This is a genomic window from Alcaligenes sp. Me129 (genome assembly GCF_050487245.1).
Taxonomy (GTDB): domain Bacteria; phylum Pseudomonadota; class Gammaproteobacteria; order Burkholderiales; family Burkholderiaceae_B; genus Alcaligenes; species Alcaligenes phenolicus.
On record NZ_JBKQGX010000001.1, the window covers coordinates 167,784 to 193,038 of the forward strand.

At 57.4% G+C, this 25,255-nt stretch carries 16 protein-coding genes and 1 tRNA gene; 2 read left to right on the top strand and 15 right to left on the bottom strand.

Annotated features, from left to right (window positions below; translation table 11 throughout):
- Nucleotide 1: 1 nt before the first annotated feature.
- From ACLPGZ_RS00820 to selD, 6 genes are all read right to left on the bottom strand, one after another.
- On the bottom strand, nt 2-913 hold the full coding sequence (locus ACLPGZ_RS00820; protein WP_060185425.1) for an ABC transporter ATP-binding protein: 912 nt from the start codon (nt 911-913) through the stop codon (nt 2-4).
- Entirely contained in the window at nt 897-2,237 is a 1,341-nt protein-coding gene (locus ACLPGZ_RS00825) for a nitrous oxide reductase family maturation protein NosD (RefSeq protein WP_239054819.1), read from the bottom strand. The genes ACLPGZ_RS00820 and ACLPGZ_RS00825 overlap by 17 nt, the downstream gene beginning before the upstream one ends.
- A gap of 7 nt (nt 2,238-2,244) precedes the next feature.
- Entirely contained in the window at nt 2,245-4,149 is a 1,905-nt protein-coding gene (nosZ, locus tag ACLPGZ_RS00830) for a TAT-dependent nitrous-oxide reductase (protein ID WP_239054818.1), read from the bottom strand.
- 62 nt (nt 4,150-4,211) lie between these two features.
- The gene (locus ACLPGZ_RS00835) at nt 4,212-6,473 is read right to left on the bottom strand and encodes a NosR/NirI family protein (protein ID WP_239054817.1); all 2,262 of its coding nucleotides are present in this window, start codon (nt 6,471-6,473) and stop codon (nt 4,212-4,214) included.
- A gap of 171 nt (nt 6,474-6,644) precedes the next feature.
- The gene (mnmH, locus tag ACLPGZ_RS00840; protein ID WP_083054841.1) at nt 6,645-7,739 is read right to left on the bottom strand and encodes a tRNA 2-selenouridine(34) synthase MnmH; all 1,095 of its coding nucleotides are present in this window, start codon (nt 7,737-7,739) and stop codon (nt 6,645-6,647) included.
- Nucleotides 7,739-8,773 carry a selenide, water dikinase SelD gene (selD, locus tag ACLPGZ_RS00845; protein ID WP_239055706.1) on the bottom strand — a complete coding sequence of 345 codons (1,035 nt, stop codon included), beginning with the start codon at nt 8,771-8,773 and terminating at the stop codon, nt 7,739-7,741. Before selD ends, mnmH begins: the two co-directional genes overlap by 1 nt.
- A gap of 237 nt (nt 8,774-9,010) precedes the next feature.
- Between selD and ACLPGZ_RS00850 the strand changes: the two genes are divergently transcribed.
- On the top strand, nt 9,011-11,131 hold the full coding sequence (locus ACLPGZ_RS00850) for a TonB-dependent siderophore receptor (protein WP_239054816.1): 2,121 nt from the start codon (nt 9,011-9,013) through the stop codon (nt 11,129-11,131).
- 33 nt (nt 11,132-11,164) lie between these two features.
- Here the strand turns inward: ACLPGZ_RS00850 and ACLPGZ_RS00855 are convergent, their stop codons facing one another.
- Both ACLPGZ_RS00855 and ACLPGZ_RS00860 read right to left on the bottom strand, forming a co-directional pair.
- Nucleotides 11,165-12,253 (bottom strand): hypothetical protein, encoded by a 1,089-nt coding sequence (locus tag ACLPGZ_RS00855; RefSeq protein ID WP_239054815.1) that lies wholly within the window; start codon nt 12,251-12,253, stop codon nt 11,165-11,167.
- Nucleotides 12,254-12,436: 183 nt separating this feature from the next.
- Complete coding sequence (locus ACLPGZ_RS00860) at nt 12,437-14,419, bottom strand: ligand-gated channel protein (protein ID WP_239054814.1); 1,983 nt, start codon at nt 14,417-14,419, stop codon at nt 12,437-12,439.
- A 702-nt stretch (nt 14,420-15,121) separates the two neighbouring features.
- Between ACLPGZ_RS00860 and ACLPGZ_RS00865 the strand changes: the two genes are divergently transcribed.
- Nucleotides 15,122-15,904, top strand: coding sequence for an aldolase (locus tag ACLPGZ_RS00865; RefSeq protein WP_239054813.1), 783 nt, complete (start codon nt 15,122-15,124; stop codon nt 15,902-15,904).
- Nucleotides 15,905-15,966: 62 nt separating this feature from the next.
- Here the strand turns inward: ACLPGZ_RS00865 and ACLPGZ_RS00870 are convergent.
- The 7 genes from ACLPGZ_RS00870 to fdnG form a co-directional block, all read right to left on the bottom strand.
- Nucleotides 15,967-16,062: transfer RNA gene (locus tag ACLPGZ_RS00870), tRNA-Sec, on the bottom strand.
- A gap of 87 nt (nt 16,063-16,149) precedes the next feature.
- Entirely contained in the window at nt 16,150-18,069 is a 1,920-nt protein-coding gene (gene selB, locus ACLPGZ_RS00875; protein WP_115634498.1) for a selenocysteine-specific translation elongation factor, read from the bottom strand.
- Nucleotides 18,066-19,484 carry an L-seryl-tRNA(Sec) selenium transferase gene (gene selA / locus ACLPGZ_RS00880; RefSeq protein WP_239055705.1) on the bottom strand — a complete coding sequence of 473 codons (1,419 nt, stop codon included), beginning with the start codon at nt 19,482-19,484 and terminating at the stop codon, nt 18,066-18,068. Before selA ends, selB begins: the two co-directional genes overlap by 4 nt.
- A gap of 87 nt (nt 19,485-19,571) precedes the next feature.
- A complete protein-coding gene (gene fdhE / locus ACLPGZ_RS00885; protein ID WP_083054831.1) occupies nt 19,572-20,498 on the bottom strand; it encodes a formate dehydrogenase accessory protein FdhE in 927 nt (308 codons plus the stop codon).
- Between the two features lie 77 nt (nt 20,499-20,575).
- Entirely contained in the window at nt 20,576-21,229 is a 654-nt protein-coding gene (locus ACLPGZ_RS00890; RefSeq protein WP_009463457.1) for a formate dehydrogenase subunit gamma, read from the bottom strand.
- Nucleotides 21,222-22,139 carry a formate dehydrogenase subunit beta gene (gene fdxH / locus ACLPGZ_RS00895; protein ID WP_021447214.1) on the bottom strand — a complete coding sequence of 306 codons (918 nt, stop codon included), beginning with the start codon at nt 22,137-22,139 and terminating at the stop codon, nt 21,222-21,224. The genes ACLPGZ_RS00890 and fdxH overlap by 8 nt, the downstream gene beginning before the upstream one ends.
- A 3-nt stretch (nt 22,140-22,142) precedes the next feature.
- Nucleotides 22,143-25,217 carry a formate dehydrogenase-N subunit alpha gene (gene fdnG / locus ACLPGZ_RS00900; RefSeq protein WP_143241241.1) on the bottom strand — a complete coding sequence of 1,025 codons (3,075 nt, stop codon included), beginning with the start codon at nt 25,215-25,217 and terminating at the stop codon, nt 22,143-22,145.
- Between the last annotated feature and the right edge of the window lie 38 nt (nt 25,218-25,255).

A 25,255-nucleotide genomic window follows, 5' to 3' on the forward strand; every position in this document is an offset into this window, starting at 1 on the left:
CTTAGTAATCCTCGCGCTTCAAAAAGTGCGCATACAACTCGTCCAGACCGGGGGATTCCAGCTCCAGGTCGGTCAATCCGGGGATGGCATGCGCTTCGCGCAGAATCTGGATTTTTTCGGCTTCGGTGCAATGACGTTCCAGACGATTGGTGCCGATGACATTCCAGTGCTGTGGAACAGAGTCGGGGATCTGCTCCACGGTCAGGCGAATACGTACCGGCAAGCCAGCGTGTTGGCGCAATTCGGACAAGGTGCCATCGGCAATCTTGCGTCCTTGTTGCATCACGATGATGCGGTCTGCCAGACGTTCCATCTCCGCCAGAGCGTGGGTACTGAGCAGGATGGTGGCCCCGGCATCGCGCAGTTCTTGGACGATTTCGTAGAACAGCAGACGGGAGGCTGGGTCCAGTCCAGTGGTGGGCTCATCCAGTAACAGCACACGAGGTTTGCCCAATAGGGTTTGAGCCAGTGCCAAGCGTTGGCGCATGCCTTTGGAATAGGTACCCACGCGCTTGTGAGCCGCTTGTGCAATGCCGACACGTGCCAGCAAGGCCTGGTTGTCACGGGTCGGCAGCCCTTTCAGACGAGCGTAAAAAGCCAGTGTTTCGGTGCCGGTCAAGGCGGGGTGCAGGGCGACGGTTTCGGGCAAGTAACCGATATGGGCCCGTAGTCGGGCAGCCTGGGATGAACCAGCGTCATGATCCAGCAACGTGACCTTGCCTTCGTCGGCGCGGATCAGGCCCAGAATCAGTTTGATGACAGTACTTTTGCCTGCGCCATTGTGGCCAGCCAGTACCGTGCATTGACCAGGGTAAAGCTCGAAGTTCACCGCGTTGGCGGCACGCTGCTGGCCATACAGCTTGCTGACATTGGCCAGCGCGACAGGGGCCGTGCAGTTATTGGATGGAGTCATGATTGGCCTTGTAGCGCTCCCAGACGGGATTGTCGGGCGCACGCATCAGCGGTGCGCTATCGATGATGCCGCCGGGCAAAATGGCAGGAAATTGGGTTTGCGCCCAGCGCACAATGGAAACGGCGGGGCTGTTCAAGAGCACGCGGGCCGAAGGGGCTCGCCACACCAGTTGTTCAATCAGGCCATTGGGGCGATAAGCGGTGTCACCAATGCCGTCACCGTTCAGGTCAAAAGCGCTGTGATCGCTCCAGTAATTGCCCCGGTCCTTGCTGGACCACTCCAGGTAGCGGGTGCCCACATACTTCACCTGATTCTGGTTCTGGATGAAGGCGTTTTCCGTGATCTCATTGCCCTCGGAACCGGCGGTGTAGTGCACCCCGATCTGGGTGTTCTGAATCAGGTTGCCGGAGATCTTGTTGAAGTTGGCGTTGTAGAGAAAGACGCCTTTTTCGGCACCGTCCACGATGTTGTCAGTAATGGTCGATTGCTGAGCGGCATTGAGCATCAAGCCTTGATGCGTGCTGTTGATGCTGATGTTTTCACGTACTGTCAGGAACTGCGAAAACATCAGGGCATAGGCAATGTCATTGCCTATGGAAACATTGCTGCTGACCTCGCTGTTATTGGTGTACATGTAGTGCACCGCATAGCGCAGCTGGGTAAAGCGGTTATGGCTGAAAACGTTGTCGCGGCTGGTATTGGAAAAAATGCCGTCGCGACCCCAGGAAATATCGTTATGCAAAATGCGAGAGCCGGGGGAGTTCCACAGCGTGACGCCATTGCCGCGTTCGTTCAGACGCAGTTCTTTATTGCCTACGATGGTGTTGTTTTGCACCAGCGCGTTATGGGGCCCCCAGACATACACCCCCACCAGATTGTCGAGGATGTCGTTGTTTTCAATCAGGGCGTTATGGGCGGGTTTATCCAGGAATATGCCTGCATCCATGTCGGGCAGGCTCAAGCCGGAATTACGCACGGTAATCTGACGTATCTGCACATCTTCCGCCTGCACCCACACCGTGCGGCCTTCACGTTCGCCCAGCAACACGGCTTGCCGGTTGCTGGGGCCTTGAAGCGTCAAGGGCTTGTTCACGATGATGTTGCCCTGATACGTGCCGGGAGCCAGCATCAGGATGTCGCCAGCTTGGGCGGCATCGATGGCGGCTTGCAGCGATGTATCGGCAGACACCTCAATGGTGGCCGCGTGAGCCATCAGGCCACTGGCCGCCAGGGCCAGGACCGTAAGCGGCTTGAAGGCCAGCCTCAGCACCAGGGTTGGGCTGAGGCATCGTGCACGGATAGGGAGCAGGCAGAAAGGCTTCATGTCACCGTCAGACTTTGGGTTTCACGTTCATCTGACCGGACATTTCCATGTGCAGTGCGTGGCAGAACCACTGGCAGTAGTACCAATGCACACCGGGGCGGGAGGCCGTGAAGGTGACCGAGCTGGTTTGCTGCGGTCCAATTTCCATGGCCACGCCGTAGCCGGACAAGGTAAAGCCGTGGGTCAAGTCCTCGATCATCTCCATATTGGTGACCACGACGGTGACCTCATCGCCCTGATTGACCTCGAAGCTGGGTACGGAGAACACGGGCGCCACAGCGGTCATGTAGACCCGTACCTTGTTGCCATCCCGAATGACTTTGGACGCCCCCTCCAGGGTGACGCCGTCTTTTTCAGCCATTTTCCGTGCGCCGTCCCACCATGGGTCGTCACGAGTCCAGACGCGCTTGGGGCGCACTTTGTCAGCAGCAACCAGCAGCATGTCGTGTGGTTCGGCAAAGCTTGGGCCATCGTGAACCAGCTTCATGACGTCGCCCGAAATGTCGATCAGCTGATCGTTTTCTGGTTTGAGCGGGCCTACGTTCAGGAAGCGGTCTTTGGAGAACTTGTTCAGCGAGACCAGCCATTTACCATCGGCCTCTTTGGTCTCGCCCATGGTGGTGTGGTTGTGGCCGGGCTGGTAGTGCACGTCCAGTTTCTGGATGATGGGGTCTACGTCCTTGCCCTGGTAAGCCTCAATGGCTTTGGCCATATTCCACTTCACGATCTGGCTGTCGATAAACAGCGTGGTGTAGGCATTGCCGCGGCCGTCATAGGCTGTGTGCAGTGGGCCCAGGCCCAGTTGAGGCTCTGCCACTACGCAGTCGCGCGGTTTGATCTTGTCGGCGAACAAGTCGTCCAGGCGGCGCACGTCAATCATGGTGACGGTGGGCGAGAGCTTGCCGTTAAACACCACGTGGATGCCATCGGGGCTGGCATTGCAACCGTGCGGGGAGTTGGGCACAGGAATGTAGCGGGTGTAGCGCGACCCTTTGCGGCCATCCAGCACTTTGACGCCCTGCATTTCCTTGAAATCGCCTTTCTTGACGCCGTCTTCAATGGCCTTCAGGTTGAACACCACGGCCCAGTCCTGCTCGTTGGCGCTCATCTCGCCGACATCCAGTCCCTTTTCGGAGTTGTAGCAGGTGGAGAAGGCGTACTTGCCCTGGTAGTCGGCGTCGCAGTTGTCCAGGTTGCCATCCACGATCACCTGCCAGGCAATTTCCATGGTGTCGCCATCAATGGCGGTAAAGACAGAGAAGTAGTTCTCTTTGGGGTTGCCGAAGATGGTGCCGTTATTGGGCAGGGGAACGATGTGTTCGCCGTTGCAGAACACATAGCCGGTGCGGGGGTAACGTTGGGGGCGCAGGCCGTGGATGCCGTCGGCATTGGGGATCTCGATGATCTTGTCGCATTTCATGACATCGCAGCGCACGCGAGCCACGCGGTTATTGGCCTTGTCATTGATGTAGATGAAGCGCCCGTCGTAAGTTCCGTCGGTAAAGGACATATGGGGGTGGTGGGCATCGCCGTTAGGCAGGATACCGCCCAAGGAGTCAGCAAAGGCCAGGGTTTCAGGCGTCAGGTTGGCGCGCATGATCTGGCGGCTTTCGTTGGTAATGCCCCAGCCCGTCGCGCTGCAAATGTTGAAAATCGGGATGCGCATCAGCTCGCGCATGGAGGGCAGGCCCATGATGCGGATTTCGCCGGATTGACCGCCGGAGTTGAAGGCGTAGTACTGGTCCAGTTCACCCGGCTCGATATGGGCGTTTTGCCCGTCCGGTGCTTTTTTCGTATCGGCCAGGGCATTGCCAATATGGGTGGCGCTGACGACTGCGGCACCTGACAAGGCGGCGGTGCCCAGAAAGGCGCGGCGACTCAAGCCGTGTTTATCCTGTGTGTTCTCGGACATGGTGTGATCTTCCTTTTGTGTGATGACGTGACCGACTTGGCGCTGGGGCGCGCCCAGCCGTCTCACGGCGTGGCTGGCGTGGAATCGGTACTGTCTACGCTGCGTGGACGCACGGTAGGGCGGGCAGCAGCATCGTCTTGCAGCGAGCTGGCAACGGCGACGGGGGCCGGTTTATCTCGTTTGCGCTTGGCGATCTTTTGAATCAGGTGCGGGCATTTTTTCTCGTGGTGATACAGCATCTGGCAGTTCAGGCACTGGATGCACTCGTTGGGGTTGATCGGGCCTTCTGGCTCGATGGCTTGGACGGGGCAGTCGCTTGCACAGCGCTGACAGGGGTTGCCACACATGGGGTAGCGACGCAGCCAGTCAAAGATGCGCAAGCGGGCGGGGATAGCCAGGGCAGCACCCAGGGCACAGAGGTAGCGGCAGTAAAAACGCTCGATAAACAGGCTGGCAATCAGCAGCAATACGGCAAAGATGGTGAAGGGCCAGTCGCGGATGAATTTCAGGATAATGGCGGTCTTGAAGGGTTCGACTTCGGCCATCTTTTCCGCCACGGCCATGTCGTACAGGGCAAAGCCAAACAGCAGAATGAAGATCACGTATTTGATGGACACCAGGCGCTTATGGGCGCTGTAGGCTACCTTGATTTGCGGAATGCGCAGGAAGCGGGCCAGCTTGTTGGCTAGTTCTTGCAGTGCTCCAAAGGGGCAGAGCCAGCCACAGAAGGCACCTCGGTTCCAGAAGATCAGGGAGATGGCGGTGGCGATCCACAGAATGAAGACCAGCGGATCCATCAGGAAGTACTCCCAGCGGAAATCGGTGCGCAGTGCGTGGGAGAAAGTCAGTACGTTCACCACGGACAACTGGGCCGAGGCGTACCAGCCTATCCAGACCAGGGAGAACAGCAAAAAGCCGATGCGAAAGCGTTGGTAAAAGACCTCGTGCTTGGTCAGCGTGTCCTGAAAGAAGAAGACTCCACCCAAGGTCAGCAAGGACAGCAGCAGCACGGCAATTTGCACTTTCTTGCCCGCCCAGATTTGCTTGTACAAAGGCTCGCTGGCGGTTTCCAGGTCATCGTGCGCTGCGGTATCGGGGGGCGCTGCAACGGCTGCTGGAGGGGGCGCTGTCAAATAGGCGTCAGGAAGCTGGTAATTCAGGTTCAGCGTTACAAAGGCTTTGTCCTTGACGCTCAGCACGCGCTGAACCAGCAGTTGGAGCCGCCAGGGCTGGACCGGATCAAAGGTAGCAGTAGCCGGAATTTTGAACAGGGCGGCTTCTTTGAAGTCAGGGGCATTGGCAGCTTTCACGCCGGGCAGACGCTGGTGGTCCAGATCGGTGAAGTGAAAGCTGTCCAGATCCTGGACGATCTCGATACGGTCAAAAATCCCGCCGCGTACATAGCCTGATCCCTTGAAGGAATACAGCCCGTTCCCGACGACCAGCATGGCTTGCTGACCGGGTTTCAGTTCTTGCTGCAGGTATGTGTAGTCAGATTCGCCCAGCAGGCTTTTACCAATGCTGGGCACGCTGACCAGGGCGGCGTACAGATCAATAAAAGTGTCTTGTGGGTCGCCTTCCTGCGGATGAGCGGCGGCTTCTGTACGGCCACTGTCGATGAAGGCCTGGTTGATGTCGGCCACGCTGACGTGCAGGCGTTGGATGGCACCGCTTTGGAGCAATTCATCCCAGCTTGCAATGGTTTGATTGCTGCTGTCTATGCTGCGTTTGACTGCAGCCGGTGCTGTGGCGGGGGCGGCAGGCTGGCCTATGCCTTCTTGCCGGGCCACCAGTTGCGAAGAGCGCATGATGCTGTCACCGACCACCATCAAGGTCACGGTGGCGCCACTGATAATGTCGACAGGTGGTGGTGCGCCGGGTTTGGGACGGTTCTTGATGTAGTTCTGACCCACATAGCCTTGAATGAAGGCCTCTACCCGCGACTCGGGGATGCCAATCAAGACAATGGGTTCATGGTGTTCCAACAGTTTGGCAGCGACGATGCTGCCATCCATGCTCATGGCGACCAGGGTGTCGATGGGGAAGCTGGAGTAACCACGGGTGTTGACGATGTCGGTCGTCACATACACATACCCTAGCTGTTCCTGATCCTTAAAGACCTTGGCAACAGGCAAAGTGCCTGCGGGCTCGCTGGTGTGGGTGGCGGTGGGAAAGATCTCGTTAAGGGCAATGTCCGGCAAGAAATGGGCAATGCGTGAACTGGAGTGTGCCGGAGGACTGCTCAGACAGGCTGCCAGTACAAAAAGCAGGAGCCAGATAATACGGAACTGAACATGCCGGGCAACGCGATTGAGGGACGTCATTTCTTACCACCTGCAACAAGATTCTTGCGAGATGGTAGGGGTTACCCTTTGTTTACTCTTTGTGTCAGAGCAAGGACAGATTCTGACAAGAGTGGATGTGGGTCGGCGTCAGCCGGTCCTTGATCTGTGAGGAATGATGGCAGGCTTTGCTGGCCGGGCTTTAGATGAGGTTCAGCCTTGCTGACGCAAATAATTCAGGACCGCGTCGGCATCACCCTGAAAAATGATCCGTTCCGCTTTTTGTTCGCGTTGATAGGCGTACATGGGGTCGTAGTATTGCGTCAGCAAACCACCGATCCAGTCCCGGTGACCCTCCAGCGCGCCGCTGCGCTCCTGCTCCTGCAAGGCATCGTCCATGATGGCGGCCAGTTGCTGGTAGCGTTGATGGCCCAGGCGCTTGGTAATGCGGGCCAGGCTTTGACGCAGTTGTTCGGCAAAGAGGGCAAAGCCTGTTTGCGGGTCGTGCTGGGCAATGTACTCCGCGTGCAGGTTCTGGACATAATCGCGCACGATGCGCGTAATGCGGTTTTCCAGGCTATCTTCCAGCCAGATGATGGACCACTGCTGCATCCCCCGGTACAGGCCCAGTGGCAGGCTGCAACGGCCTATCGTTTGGCTTTCATCTTCCAGGACGAAGCGCTGGTGCCCTTGGGCCGTCTTTTTGAGCATGGCGATCGATAGCCTGTGCTCGAAGTCGATCTGGCTGGGTTGGCTGGTGGCGTGTTTGCCAAAGCTGGAACCACGATGATGTGCGTAGCCTTCCAGGTCCAGACTGTTATCAAGCTGCTGCAGGACATCGGTTTTGCCCGTGCCTGTCATGCCGCCCAGAACCTGAAAACGGGCGCTGCCGACGGTTTGTTCCAGATTATTCAGCAAAAAGCCACGCATAGCCTTGTAGCCGCCCACTACGCGGGGATAGGGGATGCCTGCCTCTTCGCGCAGCCAGGTTTGTGTGATCTGGCTGCGCAGGCCACCTCGAAAGCAATACAGGTAGCCGTCGGGATGGTCTTGCGTAAATTGTGCCCAGGCCTGCAGGCGAGCTTGCTTGAGCTGGCCACTGACCAGCTTGTTACCCAAGGCAATGGCGGCATCCTGGCCATGTTGCTTGTAGCAGATCCCCACCAGGTGACGCTCCTCGTCGTTCATCAGTGGCAGGTTCAATGCGCCGGGAAAGGCGCCTTTACTGAATTCGATGGGAGCGCGAGCGTCCATCAAAGGCACATCGTTCAGGAACAGCTCGCGGTAGTGGTGGGTATCAGGACGCATCAAGCGATTTCGACGGCGTGGGTTTTGGCGGGGATGAATTCCCCGATGGCTTCCAGGGTCAGGCCCAGTTCTTGTGCTGTTGCCAGAAACTCGGCAGTGGCAGCAGGCTCTACGGCGATCAGCAAACCGCCGCTGGTTTGTGGGTCGCACAGAATGTTGATCTGATCCTGGCTGATAGGGGCGATGCGATGGCCGTAGCTGTCGAAGTTGCGTTGCGTGCCGCCGGGCACACAGCCTTCTTGCAGGTAGTATTCAATGCCGGGCAACAGGGGCACACGATCCAGATTCAGACGGGCGGTCAGGCCGCTGCCATCAGCCATTTCGATCAGGTGGCCCAGCAGGCCAAAGCCAGTCACATCGGTCATGGCTTTAACACCGGGCAGTTGTGCAAAGCGGCTGCCGGGTTTGTTTAGCGTGCACATCCAGTCGCGGGCCAGGTTTTGATCTTCAGGACGAAGCTTGGCTTTTTTCTCGGCCGTGGTCAGCACGCCAATACCCAAAGGTTTGGTCAGATAGAGCTGGCAACCTTCGGTAGCCGTGTCGTTGCGCTTTAACTGGCCTTTATCAACCACGCCGGTGACGGCCAGACCAAAAATAGGTTCGGGTGCATCAATGGAATGGCCACCGGCCAGGGTGATGTCTGCAGCATCGCAAGCAGCCCGTCCGCCTCGCACCACTTCGCGGGCGACCTCAGGAGACAGCACATTGATAGGCCAGCCCAAAATGGCAATGGCCATGATGGGTTTGCCGCCCATGGCGTAGATATCGCTGATGGCGTTGGTCGCGGCAATGCGTCCAAAGTCATAGGGGTCGTCCACGATAGGCATGAAAAAATCGGTGGTCGAGACGACGCCCGTTTCCTCATTCAGGCCGTAGACAGCGGCGTCGTCGCGCGAGGTATTGCCTACCCACAGGTTCGGGTCCATGTTCTGGGCGCCACTACCGGCCAGGATAATGTCCAGTACCTTGGGGGAAATCTTGCAGCCGCAACCGGCTCCATGACTGTATTGGGTCAGACGAATAGGAGTATCCATATTGCTCGGGGGTAGGTTGTGATCGGAAGCTGTCATGGTAAATCGATCAGAGCACTTAGGCGAGGTCTGGGCGTCATGGACAGGTGAACGGTTTGCCCGCTGAGCACGTTTGGGCATTTGAACAGAGCGGGTTTCGTGCCTGAGTATTTACCTGTTGCTTATTAAATTGCATATTCAAAAATAATTAGTTCGCATTACAATAATGAGAATAATTCGCATTTAATAAAAGGGGAAGGTATGAAAGCAGTGGTTTGGGCTGGCGGGTACTCCATGGTTTTGGGGCTTTTGATGGGTGTAGCACAAGCTCAGGAAACGCCTCAGGAGGTATCCACCCTGTCGTCCATCAAAGTGCGGGCTCAGAATGAGAAGTCAGAGGGCACAGGCAGCTATCAGCAGCAAGCAGTGCCTCAAATTCTGAAACTGCCAGTGACGCTACAGGAACTGCCCCAGTCTGCAACGGTCATTACGCGTCAACGTATGGAAGACCAGGGCCTGGATACCTTGGGTCAGGTCATGGAGCAAAGTCCCGGGGTCAGTCGCCGGCAATATGGTGATGATGGCGCAGGTTACACCTCATTTCAGGCACGTGGCTTTAACATTACGAACTACGTGATTGATGGGGTGCCTACTACGGCTGCCGCCTTGCAAGGGTATGGCGGGGTCAGCGTCATGGATACCGCCATTTATGACAATGTCGCCATTGTGCGCGGTGCGACCGGCCTGCTAAGCGGAGCTGGGGAACCGTCGGCATCCATCATGATGCAGCGCAAGCGACCAACGGCCGAGTTTCAAGGACAGGTTTCAGCAGGAGTGGGGAGCTGGGACCGGTACCGGGGCATGGCGGATATTTCGGGCCCGCTCAATGACAGCGGTTCTGTGCGGGGACGGCTGGTTGCTGCTTATGATCAGTCCCGCTCCTGGAAGGATGGCTACAAGGGCAAACGGGATGTTTTCTATGGCGTGATAGAAGCGGATCTGGGGGCACGAACGGTCGCCAGACTGGGTCTTGAGCACATGGATAATCGTTACGATGGCTCTAGCATGCACGCATTCAGTGTCTCGGATACGGACGGAAATCTGGTGGAGTGGGATCGTAGCGATTCTGCGACGGCCGTCTGGGCCTACAGCAAGCAGCGCCGGACGATGGCATTTGCTCAACTTGAACACGAGTTCAATGATGACTGGTCCATTCAAATGGCGATGGGGCGTTCTTGGCTGAATAACGAGCAGTTGTATGGAGTGGCCGCTCCGGAGCCGACCCCGCAGGGACGTGGCTCCATGACGGCGGGCTTCAATGAAAAAACACCCACGCAGGATACGGCCGATATCACGATCAAAGGGCGCTTTCAGGCATGGGGGCAAGGGCATGACATTATGCTGGGGGCCAATTACTACGAGCTCTCCCGACATGACATGGCTTATGCGCGCCAGCGTATCCCCATTGCTCAGATCAAGGACTTTGACCGTAACCTGCCACGTCCGGACTTGAAGATTACCGGGCCGGATAATCAGCGGGCGCGCCAGTGGGGGGCTTATGCTGCAACACGCTTGCGCTTGACGGACAAGTTGGCTTTGATCGCGGGCGGACGAGTCACCAATTGGAAGGACCATTCCAATACGACCTTGCGTAAAGAAAATGGCGTGTTCACTCCGTATGCAGGTCTGGTTTACGACTGGAATGAGCAGTGGGCAACGTATGCCAGCTATACGCAAATCTTCAACCCCCAGTCCAGCCAGGACAGAGACGGCAATTATCTGGACCCTGAGAAAGGCAATAACTACGAACTGGGGGTCAAATATCTGTTCCCTGGAGAGGCGGCTTCAGCCTCTTTGGCGGTGTTTCAGACCCGCAAGGACAATCTGGCTGTTGTTGATGGCAAGGAACTGACTCCTAGCGGATCCCAAGCGTACACCGCAGCCAGCAATACGCGTTCTGAAGGGATTGAGTTCGAGATCAATGGCGAGCTTGCCCCTGGCTGGCAAATGGGGGCGGGTTATACCCACTACCGCTTCCGGGGTGCTGACGGGGAGAAGATCAAGACGGATATTCCGGCTGACCAGGTCAAGCTGTTCACGACTTACCGCTTGCCGGGTGCATGGCATAAATTGACGGTAGGCGGCTCTGTGCAATGGCAAAGCAAGATTTTTGATAATCAGCTGACCGGCGTAGCCCGTGAAACCAATACACAGAAAGCCTATGCGGTGGTGGATCTGATGGCTCGATATGCCATTACGCCTCGGGCGGATTTGACCGTGAATTTCAATAACATCTTCGACAAAACCTATCGTCTAGCGTACAGCAGTCATACCTACGGCGCACCCCGTAATGTGATGGCATCATTGCGCTATCAATTCTGAGCTGACTGGCACTTGTTGTGTGGCAAGTGCCGCTTATGGGAAGGGCAGGGGGCGTACAACCCGGGCAAGCTGGTCATCAGCGACCCACTGCGCAAACTGCTCGCCCAGGCGCTGGCTTTGTTCAACGGAGTGCTGCCAGGCCAGACGTCGCTCCGAATCAGACAGCCGTTTGTAGTCGGAGCGATCCGGGATTTTTTGGCCTTTCAGGCGCTGATAAAAGCGTGGAGTGGGGCACAGCAGAATCAAATTATCCAGGCAGTGGGGGCGGCGGGCTTTCTGCCAACGCGGCAGATATTTGTCGAACCAGCTGGCGCTGATTTTTTGCGTGAAATGGGGGAACAAGGTCAGGCCGGGACTATCCAGATCCAGCGCGCAGAAGTTGTAGTCAACCAGCCCTCCATCCCGGTAAAGCCCGGCGGGCCAGTTGTGGGCCGCATCCACACCATCGATGACCAATGGAATGGCCGTGCTGGCGGCCAAGGTCTCGAACAGATTGTGCTGATCCAGCGCCGCGTAACGGGCCCGGCCTTGATGTTTGCCATGAATGGGCAAGGGGCTGCGAGCGTCGTGCACGATGACCCGCTCAAAGAACCAGTGCGGGATGGCAGGGTGTACATAGTTGCCGACCATGCAGCTAAGCAGGGCCGCGCCAAGCTGCTTTTGATTTCGGGAACCCGCCCAGCCTTTGCTGCGCGCCACGGTAATGGCAAAGCGATAGCGCGGGTGGTTCAGGATCTCTGCCTGTGAGTCACTATCTCCCAGCAAGGTTTTCAGCATGGTCTGGGTCGACCGGGTAATGTCCGCTACCGTGGAGTTGGGCAGAAAGGGGCTGTGTATATAAAGCTGCGCAAAGTCTGCAAAGGCTTTGTGGGGATCGCTCTGAGCCGCGCAGGCAAAACGCCAGGAGGCAATTGAACTGCCAAATAACCACAGTGGTTCGTCATGCGTGTTGAGCCAGCCCCCAAACAGATATTGATCCAGTCCGGTCAGCGCCAAAGCCTTGGGTCCGCCCGCACTGCCAATCAGCGTGCTGATGTCCTTGGCATGTAAACCATGGCTTTGAATGTGGCGATAGGCACGAGGCCCGGCGTAGATCGCGAGATCAGACTCGGTGGATGACAAGATCAGCTCCCGAATGTGGTGGTGATTCTGTAGCCAGAAAGCTGGACAACAAGGCTTTAGTCTAGCGCTGTTGGGGCGAAAGGAAGAGCTTATCTGTCCTGTCGGCTGAGAGGGATTAACGCCGTGGAGAAATAAAAATGGCCGGCTCCAGAGGCGCCGGCCATTTGAAGGGACTAAAGGTGTTTAGAAACGCAAGCCTACGCCCAGCCAGTAGCGACGACCATCTTCGACGTAGCTGTAATCATCGTAGCGAATTTGCTTATCCAAAATATTGTAGATACCCGCGTACAGGTCTACGTTTTTGTTCAGTTTGTAGGTGCCACCCAGATCTACAAAGGTGTAGGACGGAGCCCGTGTTGTCGAGGAAGAGGCAGAGGTGACGGGTTCACTTTCTTTGCCACGGTAGTTCACCCGAGCCCATGTGCTGATTTTTTCTGTAGGGTGCCAATCCAGACTGACATTGGCCATGTGTTTGGGCATTTGATTCAGAGGCTGACCTTCGTTGGGACCGCTCTTTTGCTTGGAGTGGGTGTAGGTGTAATTGGCTTTCAAAGTCCAGTCTTGAGCCAGATCCCAGCTGAAGTTGGTTTCAATGCCACGAGTGACCGCCTTGTCCACGTTCTCGTAAGTAGTGGGGTCGGAACCAAACTGGTTAGGACCGTCGGTACATTTGCTGGCCGGGCATGCAATGCGAGTGATCTTGTCTTTGAAGTCGTTATTAAATAAAGTCACGCCAGCGGAAAAACCCTCCAGACTGTCATACATAACGCCGAATTCCTGCGACAGCGATTTTTCTGGCTTCAGATCGGGGTTACCGTACATATTGCCACCGCGGCTGACTTGACCCCAACCAGGAATGGTTTGACGCAGGTCAGGTGCACGGAAGCCGGTGGATACACCGCCTTTGATGGTCCAGTTGTCCGTGGCAGACCACACGCCATATATACGTGGACTGAAGTGCTTGCCAAAGTTCTCGTCGTGGTCGTAGCGAAGGCCGCCGGTCAGGGCGAAGCTATTGGTCAGGCTCCACTCATCTTCCATGAATAGCGACCATTGGGTGCGTTTGATACGGTTGATTCCAGTTGTGAGCTGGTTACCAGTTTCGTCGTTCAGTTTTTGATGCTGGTAGGAGGCGCCCAGCGTCAGCAGGTGATCGCCCAGCGGGGCAACCCATGCAGTGCGTGCATCGGTATTTTTGATGCGCATGTCACGCGACTTGTTGTTGAAGTCTTCCTGTTGCACGTAGGTGTCCGAGGTTGCAAATCCCCAGTTACCACTGTGAGTCAATGAAACCTTTTCACCGCGGTAATCTGTTTCGGAACTGGCAGGGCAGCCGGAGCGTCCGCAAGCAGTGCCGGGAGCGATTGGCTCAACGGTTTTGCCCAAGGTGGAATTGTATTTTTGACGCTTTGTGCTGCCTTCCAGTACAAAGCTGTGGTTTTCTGAAGGGGTCAGGCTCAGCTTGGCACCCACTTCAAAGGACTCACGCTTGCGGTAGCCGTTGTAAATATCGTCTTCTTTACGATTGGTTTGCTGACCGTAGACTTGCAAGCCCAGAACGCCCTCTTTAATCGGGCCGCCCAGCATGAAGTTACCCTGGAAAATATCGCCGGAGCGGCTGTGCGACTGCAAGGTGCTATCCAGGCGAATGGAGCCGCCCCATTCCTTGGGCACTTTGCGGGTAATGATGTTGATCACACCGCCCATGGCGTCGGAGCCATACAGCGAGGACATAGGTCCGCGTACGACCTCGATACGCTCAATTTCGGACAGGGGAGGGGTCCAGCCGCCTTCCACACCGGAGGAATCCGAGTTGGTACGTGTTTCGGTAGAGCTTTGGCGTTTGCCGTCGATCAGGATCAAGGTGTACTTGGAGCTCATGCCGCGAATGGTGATGTCGCGACGGTCGCCGCCGCCAGTCACAATAACGCCGGGTACATCTTGCAGGGCGTCGTAGGCATCGCGGTAGAACTTGTTTTCCAGTTCATCGCGGGTAATGACGGTAATCGACGCAGGAGCTTCTTTAATGTCTTGTTCGAAGCCCGAAGCGGTAACGACAACAGGGCTGAGTTGAACGGGTGTGCTTTCTTGAGCAACTGCACCACTGGCAGCAAAAACGCTTGCCAGAACGAGCGGCAAGCGCTTTACGGTAAATAGAGATTTCATTGACGACTTCCAATTTGTGTCTGTTTTTAGCGTGTGCTGCGGTTGCTTTGCTCTTGATAGCCGTGTTCCCCGTACAGCGAAATTAATGATACCTATTCTCATTTCCAAAGCAAAAATAAAACGCTGAATCGAGGGTAAAAATGAGAATAATTGCTAAACACGTGGTTGAATTGCAACATAACTGTAACTTCAACGGGAGAAGCGGGAACAAAGTCAGAGTGTTGGGGGGGGGGTATTCGTCTGGAAGGTTAGAAGAGCCTGGGTATTACTTGGTAAGCGGGGGGGGGCGGACGTTTAGGTGGCTAGCCGTTTAACTTAGGAGTTTTGGCATTGCTTGGCGCTGAAATGTGTCATATCGGGCTTCTGCAGCCAGTGTTTGAGGATGTCGCTGCCACTCGGTGGGCGTTAAGGGCTTGGTAAAGGTTTGATGGTGTATGAGCTCTGAGGAAATTCTGTTTCCTGATTGACAGGATTGGACTTTAAAGGAAACATGCTTGCTTGAAGATGTAGTTCAGAACAATTCCAAACAACACATTCTTCATCTTACGGATACGGCTAATGCTGTATCAGCCTTCACAGCAGTTCTTGGCCTGGGCCAGGATCGCCATCACTGAAGCGACTTCTTTTCAATAGCGCAGGAGCCCTGTTTAGGCATGAGGCTCTGTGCCTTTTGATGCTCCAGGCTGTTCACAAGGAATACTCATGACTACGACGATGGATTTGTCCAAATCAACGTTGATCACCCGCGCTCAGGAACAGATGCAGGCTCAGTTTCAGGTTCCGGAACGCAGTGTTAGAGAAAAGTTGGCCCTGACCTGTCGCATTCTGTTTGATGGCGGTCACGACTCGGGCTTGGCTGGGCAAATTACGGGGCGGGGCGAGCAGGACGGTACGTATTTCACCCAGCAGCTAGGCCTGGGGTTCGATGAGATCAGTGTGTCCAATATTTTGCTGGTGGATGAAGATCTGACGGTTCTTGAAGGGCAGGACATGCCTAACCCCGCGAATCGCTTTCACTCCTGGGTGTATCGGGCTCGGCCAGATGTGAATTGCATCATCCATACCCATCCCTTGCATGTGGCGTCTTTATCCATGTTAGGTGTGCCTTTGGAGGTATCTCATATGGATAACTGCACGTTGTACGAGGATTGTGCTTTTTTGAAGGACTGGCCTGGTGTGCCTGTCGGCAATGAAGAAGGGCAGATCATTTCCCAGGCATTGGGTAATAAGCGTGCGATTTTGCTGGCGCATCACGGCATGTTGATTGCGGCCAATTCCATTGAGGAGGCCTGTGTGCTGGCCTTGCAGTTCGAGCGTGCGGCGCGGATGCAGTTGCTGGCCATGTCGGCCGGGCAGATCAAGCCGATTCTTCCGGAACTGGGACGCGAGGCACATGACTGGATTTTGCGCCCTCGCCGGTCCGAGATCGGCTTCGAGTATTACGTGCGCAAGGCTTTAAAGCATCATGCCGATGCACTTGAGTAAAACAGAGGGGTGGATAGCTTTGAGGCGATTGGAGTGTAAGAGGTCTCTAGCCCAAAGGGAGTTGGCGGAAAGCAGCAGGAGTCGAACCTACCTGGGAACGTCTGACGCCCCCAACCGGGTTTGAAGCCCGGCCGTGCCACCGGGCACGGATGCTTTCCTTCAAGAGGCCCTATCATACGTTAGGGCCGGTGACGCTTCAACGATCAGGGCGTTGCCTGCTCTGGTTCCCGCATGAAGCTCCGGGCTCAGTCCGCCGCTGCCCAGGCTTCACCTCGTAATACATGGCGATCACGCACACGTCGTGTATAGCCGACGCGATCAAAGAACTCCAGAATCTGAATGGCCCGTTTGCGGCCCAGCCCTGTTGCGTCTCGGAACTGTGCGGCGCTGACGCCTTGGCCGCTGTGCAGCTCCTTGACGATATTGGCTAGCACCGCGATTTGGCGGCGGTGATAGAACAGGTCATGCACGATCTGAAACAGCTCGCCCTGGCGCATTAGTCGGCGCAGTACGTTGCGGGTCTGGTCTTCCGGGGCTTCGGTTTCTTTGGCCAGATCGCGTGTCCATGGAGGGTCGAAGCGGCCTGCCTCGATCAGGGGCAGCAGGGCGGTGGCCAAAGCTTGGTCTTCGGCGCTCAGGGTGACGCGGTGGCCTGGCGTATGCAGCCAGGCTCCTTGTCGGGCCAGGCGCTGTTCTGCCAGCAGGTATTCGGTCAGGAGCTGCCAGATTGCGTCGGGCATGGTGGGGGCGGCCATGCGTCGCAAGCGGCTGTTGGACAGGCCAGGCTCGTCCGGATTGCGCTCGTGAAACTGCAGCATCACGCTTTCTATGTGCTGACACAGCGCTTCCAGGCGCGCATCGCTGAGCAAGATGGGCTGACTTTGTGGGCGGGATCCGGTGTGCCAGCGGGCATTGGCTGGGGCGCTCAAGCCTTGTTGAGATCCTCCCGACAGACGCAGCAGTGTTGCTTCGTCCAGACCGTAAGGTGCTTGGGCCAGCAGGCTCTCCAACGGTCCGCCGCGCGTCCATTGCGCCAAGGCGTCCAGCCAGGCCAGGCGCGTTGCGGAGCGTCGTTTGCGGTCCGGTGCATTCGGGTCCAGCACAATCCCGCCGCCGACCGTTTCGCTGGCCTGGGCATTGCGCAAAATAAAGCGCTCGCCCGTCATGGTGCAGATCGGGCGGTCAAAGACCAACTGGACCTTGCCGGTCTGGCCGGGCTGCAAGGACTCGCCATCCAAAGGCACGGCATGGGCCGTCAGGTGAGCAGCCCCCATGTGGACATGCCAGGGCGACCAGGTACGTAGGGCGGGAATATCTTTGTCCAGCAGGCTCAACTCCACGTCGATACGTGTGGAGGGGATGAAGCATCGCGCGTCGGCCAGCCAGTCGCCACGCTCGATATCCTGTACATCAATTCCGCCCAGGTTCAGGGCACAACGCTGGCCGGCACGGGCCTGGCGTGATGCCTGATTCTGGGCGTGAATGCTGCGCACTCGTACGGGTGTACCGCGTGGCATCAGGCGCAAGTCCATCGCCGGGCCATCCAGATCCAGCACGCCATCGTGCACCGTGCCGGTCACGACGGTGCCGTGACCTTGCAAGGTGAAGACGCGGTCAATGGCCAGGCGGAAATAGCCTTGGCCATCCTGCTTGGTGGCTTGCATAGCCTGTGCGTGTAGATGCTGGCGCAGTGCTTCCAGGCCGGGTTTGTCGGCGGACAGGGCATCAACAACGAAGATGGGGGCATTGTCCAGAAAGCTTCCTTGGACGAGTGCTTGCAGCTCGGCTTTGACGGATTCAATTCTGGCAGCATCAGCGCGATCCGCCTTGCTCAGGACGATGGCTCCCGCCTGCAAACCCAGCAATTGCAGTACGGCCAGATGCTCGCGGGTTTGTGGCATGACGCCGTCATCTGCGGCCACGATCAGCAAGCCAAAATCAATACCGGTCGCACCTGCGACCATGGTGTGCACCAGACGTTCGTGACCGGGCACATCAATAAAGCCCAGGATCTGTCCGTCGGGCAAAGGTGTATAGGCATAGCCCAACTGGATGGAGATGCCGCGCTTTTTTTCCTCGTCCAGACGATCGGTATCCACGCCGGTCAAGGCGCGGATCAAGGTGGTTTTGCCGTGATCGATATGTCCTGCGGTGCCAACAATCATGCTTGCTCGGGAATCAGTTGTGCGCTGAAGGCGGCCTCAAAGGGCTCTTCCAGGCAGCGCAAGTCCAGCCAAAAGGCATCTTGCGCAATGCGCCCGATGACGGGCTGGGGCAAAGTGCGCAGGCGTTTTTCCAGTTGAGTCAGATGGCGGCCCGGACGGCCTGTGCCTTGGTAGGCAAAGCGCAGTCCAAAGCTGGGCAGTACGTCTTCGGGCAACGCACCGCTGCCGATCTGGCTCAGCATGGCAGTGGGTTCTACAGCAAATTGTGTCCCCACCCATTGCTGCAAGACAGGGGCCAAACGTAGTGCTTGGGCACGCATTTCAGCCGAAGGTCGAGTCAGCAGACGCAAGGTGGTCAGGTGCTCGGGCAGGCGCTCTGGCGAACGGTACAAGGCCAGCACAGGTTCCAGTGCGGCCAAGGTGATTTTGCCCACGCGCAGAGCACGTTTGAGCGGGTTTTTCTTGATCTTGGCGATCAGGTCTGCACGGCCTACGATCAGACCGGCCTGGGGGCCACCCAGCAGCTTGTCGCCGCTGAAGGTCACGATATCGGCACCGGCTTCGATGGTCTCGCGCACGGTGGGTTCAGGCGGCAGGCCCCATTGGCTCAGGTCCACCAAGGTGCCGCTGCCCAGATCCACGCTGGTGGGCAGGCCGTGTTTTTTGGCTATCTGTGCAACTTCTTCGACTGAAACGCTTTTGGTGAAGCCTTTGACGGCGTAGTTGCTGCAATGCACCTTCATCAACATGGCGCTGCGTTCGTTGATGGCGTTCTCGTAATCAGCTGCGTGGGTACGGTTGGTCGTGCCTACCTCATGCAGACGAGCACCGGCACGCTTCATGATGTCGGGAATACGAAAGGCCCCGCCAATTTCAACCAGCTCGCCACGTGACACCACGGTTTCGCGGCGGGGGCTCAGGGTGCTGAGCATCAGCAGCACGGCAGCCGCATTATTGTTCACGACTGTGGCGGCTTCAGCGCCGGTCAGTTCGCAGAGTAAGGGGTTGATCAAGTCATCGCGGTCGCCTCGGCCACCGGTTTCCAGATCAAATTCCAGATTGGCGGGCGAGCGCATGGCCTGGACGACGGCCTGTATGGCTTCATCCGGCAGCATCGCACGCCCAAGATTGGTGTGCAGTACGGTGCCGGTCAGGTTAAAGACCGGGCGTAGCTGCAAGCGGGATTCTTCCTGCAGTTGTGCTTGCAGTGCTTTGGCAAGCTGAGCGGGCTCCAGGTCCTGAGGGCTTAGTGCTCCCTTCAACACGGCCTCCCGCAGTGCCTGCAAATGGGCACGAGTGCGTTGACTCAGGCGTGTGTGACCGAACTGGTTTAGCAAGGGCTGGAACTCTGGCGAGCGCAGCAAGCGATCCAGGGAAGGGATGTGGGCGGGGGAGAGTTCAGGCGTTGGGCTCATCATTCAAAGGCAGGCGTTTGAGTCTATGGGCAGGGTCCGTCAGCTACGCCTTGTGCACGGGGCAGCAAGGCGTAGGGGAATCTTAGCTTAAGACTGGTGCCAAAGAAGTGGATTGCCGCTGGCGCGGGAATAGCCTTCTTCACCCATCAGAACGTCCAAAGCCAGACTGGCCAGGTCGTCCGCTACCGGGTCAATGCCCAGCTGCTTTTCCTGATAGAAGATTTTGCGGTAGGTATGGCAGTTGTCGCAGGACTCGGCCTTGATGCCTTCCGGGCCATCTTCAATGGCGTGATACGCCACGCTTTTGGTGCTTTCGCAATGCGAGCAGGTGACACGCACCAGATGCCATTCCACGCTGCAGCGCGGGCAGCACATGTAGCGGCAACCATCTTCACGACCACCCACACGCACCACGCTGGATACAGGCAGGCTGCCGCAGGACGGGCATACGCCAAAGGGGCTGGTTACAGACAGTTGGCCCTCGGTCAGCGAGCAGGCCAGGTGCGTCCAGTAAACCTGCAAGGCGGCCATGACAAAAGGTGCCGCGGCACCGTCTTGCTCAGGCAATTGCTCGGCCAGAATCGCGTCAGCCAGATCTTCCAGTTTTTGTGGGTCAGACTCGGCTTTCTTGAGCAGGCTCTGACAGACTTCTTGGGCGGCTGCAGGCACGTCCGAAGTGTTGATCATGTGATTGAGCAGACTGCTCAAAATGCTGAGCCACTGTGGATCGCGTTTCCAGCCCGATGCCAGCAAGGGTGGCATACCGTGTCTTTGTGCTGTTTCCAGCACCTCGGCGGGCAGTTCGGCCGGGGGCAGGGCATTGAGTTGTTTGTGCTGTCCATCAACCAGATGTGCCAGCAAGAGCAGGTAGGCACCAACGGGATTGCCGTCAGCCAATTGGCGCAGACGTGCTGCCCGGTCAGCAAAGACGCTGGCTCGCACAGGCAGGCGCAGTCGGGGGATGGAGGTGTGGTCCAGACTTTCGATTTCGCCGCGCGGAAGGATGCGTTGCAAGACAGACTCCTGAAAACAAGGCTGCCATGCCCGAAATGGTGCATGGCAGCCGGGTTGCTTATGTACCAGAGCCCCGCTTATTCGGCAGGACGGCTGGGACCTTTTTCCATTTCTTCACGGAACCAGGCGCGGTGGTGCTTCCAGGCCCAGGCACGGGTAACCGTACCGCGGGTCATGGCTTTGACCGAACCTTTTACCCAGATACCGGCGTAGATGTGCACGATAATCGCGCAAATCATCAGCAGGGCGCAGACCGCGTGCAGCACGGAGGCCAGGCGGATAGCCCAGATGGGGAAGAAGGCGGAAAAGTATTCGCGCCACATCACCACACCGGTTGCCAGCAGGCCGATCATGAAGATCACCAAAGCAAAAAACAGGATTTTTTGCCCGGCGTTATAGCGGCCTACTTCGGGAATGCGCTCGTCCTTGGCGTTCAGCACATCCTTGAAGTGACGCAGCCAGGCCGCGTCACCCTTGGAGAACATATTGTGCCGTACCATGCGGGCCGCAAACAGGAAAAAGCACACAAACATCACCACACCAATGAACGGGTGCAGAATGCGTGTCCACGGACCGCCGCCAAACAGGTTGGTCAGCCAGAACATTGACGGATGAAACAGCGCCAGCCCGGACAAGGCCAGCAGCACAAAGCTCATGGCAATGATCCAGTGATTAATGCGCTGACTGGTGGTGTAGCGCTGAATCAAGCCCTTGCGGTTGTGATCAGTCATGGTGAGCCTCCTGGATCTTGCGTGCGTCCTCGTCGGCGCGGCGCTCGTCTTCCTCGTCGGTCTCGTTAGGACCGGTTCGGATGTAGTGGAAGAAACCAATCAGGGCGGTCAGTGCCATGGCAGCAACCCCCAGCGGCTTGGCCACTCCCTTCCAGAGCGAGACCATCGGACTGATTTGCGGGTCCTTGGGCAGGTCGCTGTACAGCTCGGGCTTGTCGGCGTGGTGCAGCACGTACATGACGTGGGTGCCACCCACTCCAGCCGGGTCGTACAAACCTGCGTTTTCAAAGCCGCGCGATTTCAGGTCTTCGATACGCTCTGCAGCGTGGTGCTGCATGTCTTCTTTGGTACCGAACACAATCGCGCCGGTAGGACAGGTCTTGGCACAGGCCGGTTCCTGTCCGACCGCCACACGGTCCGAACACAAGGTGCACTTGTAGGCTTTCTTGTCCTTTTCCGAAATGCGAGGCACATCGAAAGGACAGCCGGTAACGCAGTAGCCGCAGCCAATGCAGTTTTCCTCGTGGAAATCCACAATGCCGTTGGTGTACTGCACGATGGCGCCTGGCGAGGGACAGGCCTTCAGGCAGCCCGGGTCCTCGCAGTGCATGCAGCCGTCTTTGCGAATCAGCCATTCCAGATCGCCAGCGGGGTTTTCATACTCCGCAAAACGCATGATGGTCCAGGACTTGTCGGTCAGGTCGGCCGGGTTGTCATACACCCCGACGTTGTGACCGATTTCGTCGCGCGTATCGTTCCATTCCATGCAGGCGACCTGACAGGCCTTACAGCCAATGCATTTACTGGTGTCGATCAGCTTGGCCACTTCCCCACCCACGGGCTCGCGTACGCTGGGCGATGGGGTGGTGGTTGCGGAGCGCCGTTTGATATCAAGTGATTGCAAGGCCATGGCTTACTCCTTAACCTTTTCAAGTTGAACCAGGAAGGCCTTGGTCTCCGGCGTTTGCGAGTTGCCATCGCCTACCGGCGGGGTCAGCGCATTGATCAGGAAACCAGGTCGGGCCAGACCCACAAATCCCCAGTGCAGCGGGATACCCACTTGGTGGACAACCTTGCCATCCACGTTCAGGGCCTTGATGCGCTTGGTCACCACCGCCACGGCCTTGATATAGCCACGGTTGGAGGACACCTTGACGCGGTCACCCTGCACAATGCCCACTTCCTTGGCCAGCTCCTCGCCAATTTCCACAAACTGTTCGGGCTGCACGATGGCGTTCAGCTTCACGTGCTTGGTCCAGTAGTGGAAGTGCTCGGTCAGGCGGTAGGTGGTGCCCACATAGGGGAACTTGTCTACCGTACCCATGGCCGCCAGGTCGTCCTTGAAGATACGCGCCGCCGGGTTGGTCATGGCACGTGGTTCGTCAGGACTGAGCGGGTTGTAGCTCAAGGGGCTTTCAAAAGGCTCGTAGTGCTCGGGGAAGGGGCCTTCTGCCATGCCTTTACGGGCAAAGAAGCGGGCGACACCTTCGGGGTTCATGATGAACGGGCCCATGCCATCAGCCGGATTCTCATCGGCCTTGTAGTCAGGGACGTCCGCACCACCCCAGCGCTTGCCATCCCAGTGAACCAGGCTGCGACGTGGGTCAAAGGGTTTGCCGGTCAGGTCACAGGATGCACGGTTGTAGAGCACGCGGCGGTTTGCTGGCCAGGCCCAGGCCCAGTTCAGCGTCTGGCCGATTCCGGTTGGATCGCTATTGTCGCGGCGAGCCATCAGGTTGCCTTGCTGTGTCCAGGCACCGGCATAGATCCAGCAACCGCTTAGCGTGGTGCCGTCGTCGCGCAATTCGGCAAAGCCATCCAGTTGCTCGCCTGCCTTACGCGTGATCTTCGTCGGATCCTTGGGATCATGCAGATCCACCAGTGCGCGGCCCGAGTATTCCTTGGCCAGTTCAGCGGCGGTTGGATCATCCGGGTTGGAGTAGGGCCAGGACAGGTTCAGGATCGGATCAGGGAAGGCACCGCCTTCTTTCTGGTACAGCGAGCGAATACGCGTGAACAGCGTGCTCATGATCTCAATGTCGCTCTTGGCCTCGCCCGGAGGGTTGGCGGCCTTCCAGTGCCATTGCAACCAGCGGCCCGAGTTCACCAGTGCGCCTTCTTCCTCGGCGAAACAGGTGGTGGGCAGACGGAAGACTTCGGTCTGGATGGAAGCGGAATCGACATCATTGTGCTCGCCATAGTTCTTCCAGAACTCTGACGTTTCCGTAACCAGCGGGTCCATGATGACCATGTACTTGAGCTTGGAGAAACCACGCAGCAGCTTGGCCTTGTACGGTGCCGCCGCCAGGGGGTTGAAGCCCTGACAGATGTAACCCGTCATCTTGCCTTCGTCCATCAGCTCGAACACTTGCAGCATGTCGTAGAGCTTGTCCAGCTTGGGCAGATAGTCGTAGGCCCAGTTGTTCTCGGCCTGGGCGGCATCACCAAACCAGGCTTTCATCAGGCTGACGTGGAACTTCTTGTAGTTGCGCCAGTAGCTTAGCTGGTTGGGGCGTAGCGGCTGTTGGGCACGTGCGCCGATGTAGCCGTCAAACTCTTTCTCGGCCTGGTTGGGCAAAGTTAGATAGCCGGGCAGCAGGTTGGACATCAAACCCAGGTCAGTCAGACCCTGAATGTTGGAGTGTCCGCGCAGCGCGTTCATGCCACCGCCGGCAATACCAATATTGCCCAGCAGCAGCTGGACCATGGCGCCGGTACGGATGATCTGCGAACCAATACTGTGTTGCGTCCAGCCCAGCGCATACAGGATGGTGCCCGCGCGACCCGGTTCAGCGGTCGAGGCCAGCATTTCACAGACTTTCAGGAACTTGTCCTTGGGCGTGCCACAGACGCGTTCCACCATCTCGGGCGTGTAGCGCTCGTAGTGCTTGCGCAGCAGTTGGTAGACCGAGCGTGGGTGTTGCAAGGTGGGGTCCGTCTTGACGTAGCCGTCCTCGCCCAGCTCGTAGTCCCAGGAGGACTTGTCGTAGCTGCGTTTTTCTTCGTTGTAGCCCGAGTACAGCCCCTGCTCGAAGTCAAAGTCTTCGCGCACGATAAAGGGCATATCGGTGTAGTTGCGCACGTATTCGTGCTGGATCTTGTCGTTATCCAGCAGGTATTTGATGACGCCACCCAGGAAGGTGATGTCACTACCGGTACGTATAGGCGCGTAAAAGTCCGCTACGGATGCCGAACGCGTAAAGCGTGGATCCACAACGATCAGTTTTGCATTGTTGTGTGCTTTGGCCTCGGTCACCCATTTGAAACCACAGGGGTGCGCCTCGGCTGCGTTGCCGCCCATAATCAGCACAATATCCGCGTTCTTGATGTCGACCCAATGGTTCGTCATCGCTCCACGGCCAAACGTCGGGGCAAGACCTGCCACCGTCGGGCCGTGTCAGACACGTGCTTGGTTATCGAACGCCAGTACACCCATGCTGCGGATGACTTTATGGGTGACATAGCCCACTTCGTTACTACTTGCCGAAGCAGCCAGCATGCCGGTGGTCAGCCAACGGTTGACGACGGTGCCGTCTTCAGCGGTGGTCTGGAAGTTGGCGTCGCGGTCTTCTTTCATCAGCTTGGCAATACGCGTGAAAGCGTCTTCCCAGGAGATGCGTTCCCACTTGTCCGAGCCAGCGGCACGGTATTCAGGGTATTTGAGTCGGTTGGGGCTCTTGATGAAATCCACCAAGCCTGCGCCCTTGGGACAGAGTGTGCCGCGGTTCACGGGGTGGTCGGCATCGCCTTCAATGTGAACCACGCTGGGTTCGGCATTCATGGCGCCGTCACCACGGGAGTACAGCAGCACCCCACAGGCTACGGAACAGTAAGGACAGGTATTGCGCGTCTCTGTCATGCGGGTCAGTTTGTACTGCCTGACTTCCGCCATGGCGGGGGTGGGCGCAGCGCCCAGCAAGACCATGCTGGAACTGGCCAGCGAGGCCCCCGTCACTTTGAAGAACTGACGCCGATTCATGTTCACCATGCGGCTCTCCAATAGGATTGTGTTTTCGTGTTTGAAAT

Bases quoted from the DNA above. Each gene is read 5' to 3' on its own strand.
- ACLPGZ_RS00820 (WP_060185425.1), bottom strand. From the start codon at position 913: ATGACTCCATCCAATAACTGCACGGCCCCTGTCGCGCTGGCCAATGTC.
- ACLPGZ_RS00825 (WP_239054819.1), bottom strand. From the start codon at position 2,237: ATGAAGCCTTTCTGCCTGCTCCCTATCCGTGCACGATGCCTCAGCCCA.
- nosZ (WP_239054818.1), bottom strand. From the start codon at position 4,149: ATGTCCGAGAACACACAGGATAAACACGGCTTGAGTCGCCGCGCCTTT.
- ACLPGZ_RS00835 (WP_239054817.1), bottom strand. From the start codon at position 6,473: ATGACGTCCCTCAATCGCGTTGCCCGGCATGTTCAGTTCCGTATTATC.
- mnmH (WP_083054841.1), bottom strand. From the start codon at position 7,739: ATGCGTCCTGATACCCACCACTACCGCGAGCTGTTCCTGAACGATGTG.
- selD (WP_239055706.1), bottom strand. From the start codon at position 8,773: ATGGATACTCCTATTCGTCTGACCCAATACAGTCATGGAGCCGGTTGC.
- ACLPGZ_RS00850 (WP_239054816.1), top strand. From the start codon at position 9,011: ATGAAAGCAGTGGTTTGGGCTGGCGGGTACTCCATGGTTTTGGGGCTT.
- ACLPGZ_RS00860 (WP_239054814.1), bottom strand. From the start codon at position 14,419: ATGAAATCTCTATTTACCGTAAAGCGCTTGCCGCTCGTTCTGGCAAGC.
- ACLPGZ_RS00865 (WP_239054813.1), top strand. From the start codon at position 15,122: ATGACTACGACGATGGATTTGTCCAAATCAACGTTGATCACCCGCGCT.
- selB (WP_115634498.1), bottom strand. From the start codon at position 18,069: ATGATTGTTGGCACCGCAGGACATATCGATCACGGCAAAACCACCTTG.
- selA (WP_239055705.1), bottom strand. From the start codon at position 19,484: ATGAGCCCAACGCCTGAACTCTCCCCCGCCCACATCCCTTCCCTGGAT.
- ACLPGZ_RS00890 (WP_009463457.1), bottom strand. From the start codon at position 21,229: ATGACTGATCACAACCGCAAGGGCTTGATTCAGCGCTACACCACCAGT.
- fdxH (WP_021447214.1), bottom strand. From the start codon at position 22,139: ATGGCCTTGCAATCACTTGATATCAAACGGCGCTCCGCAACCACCACC.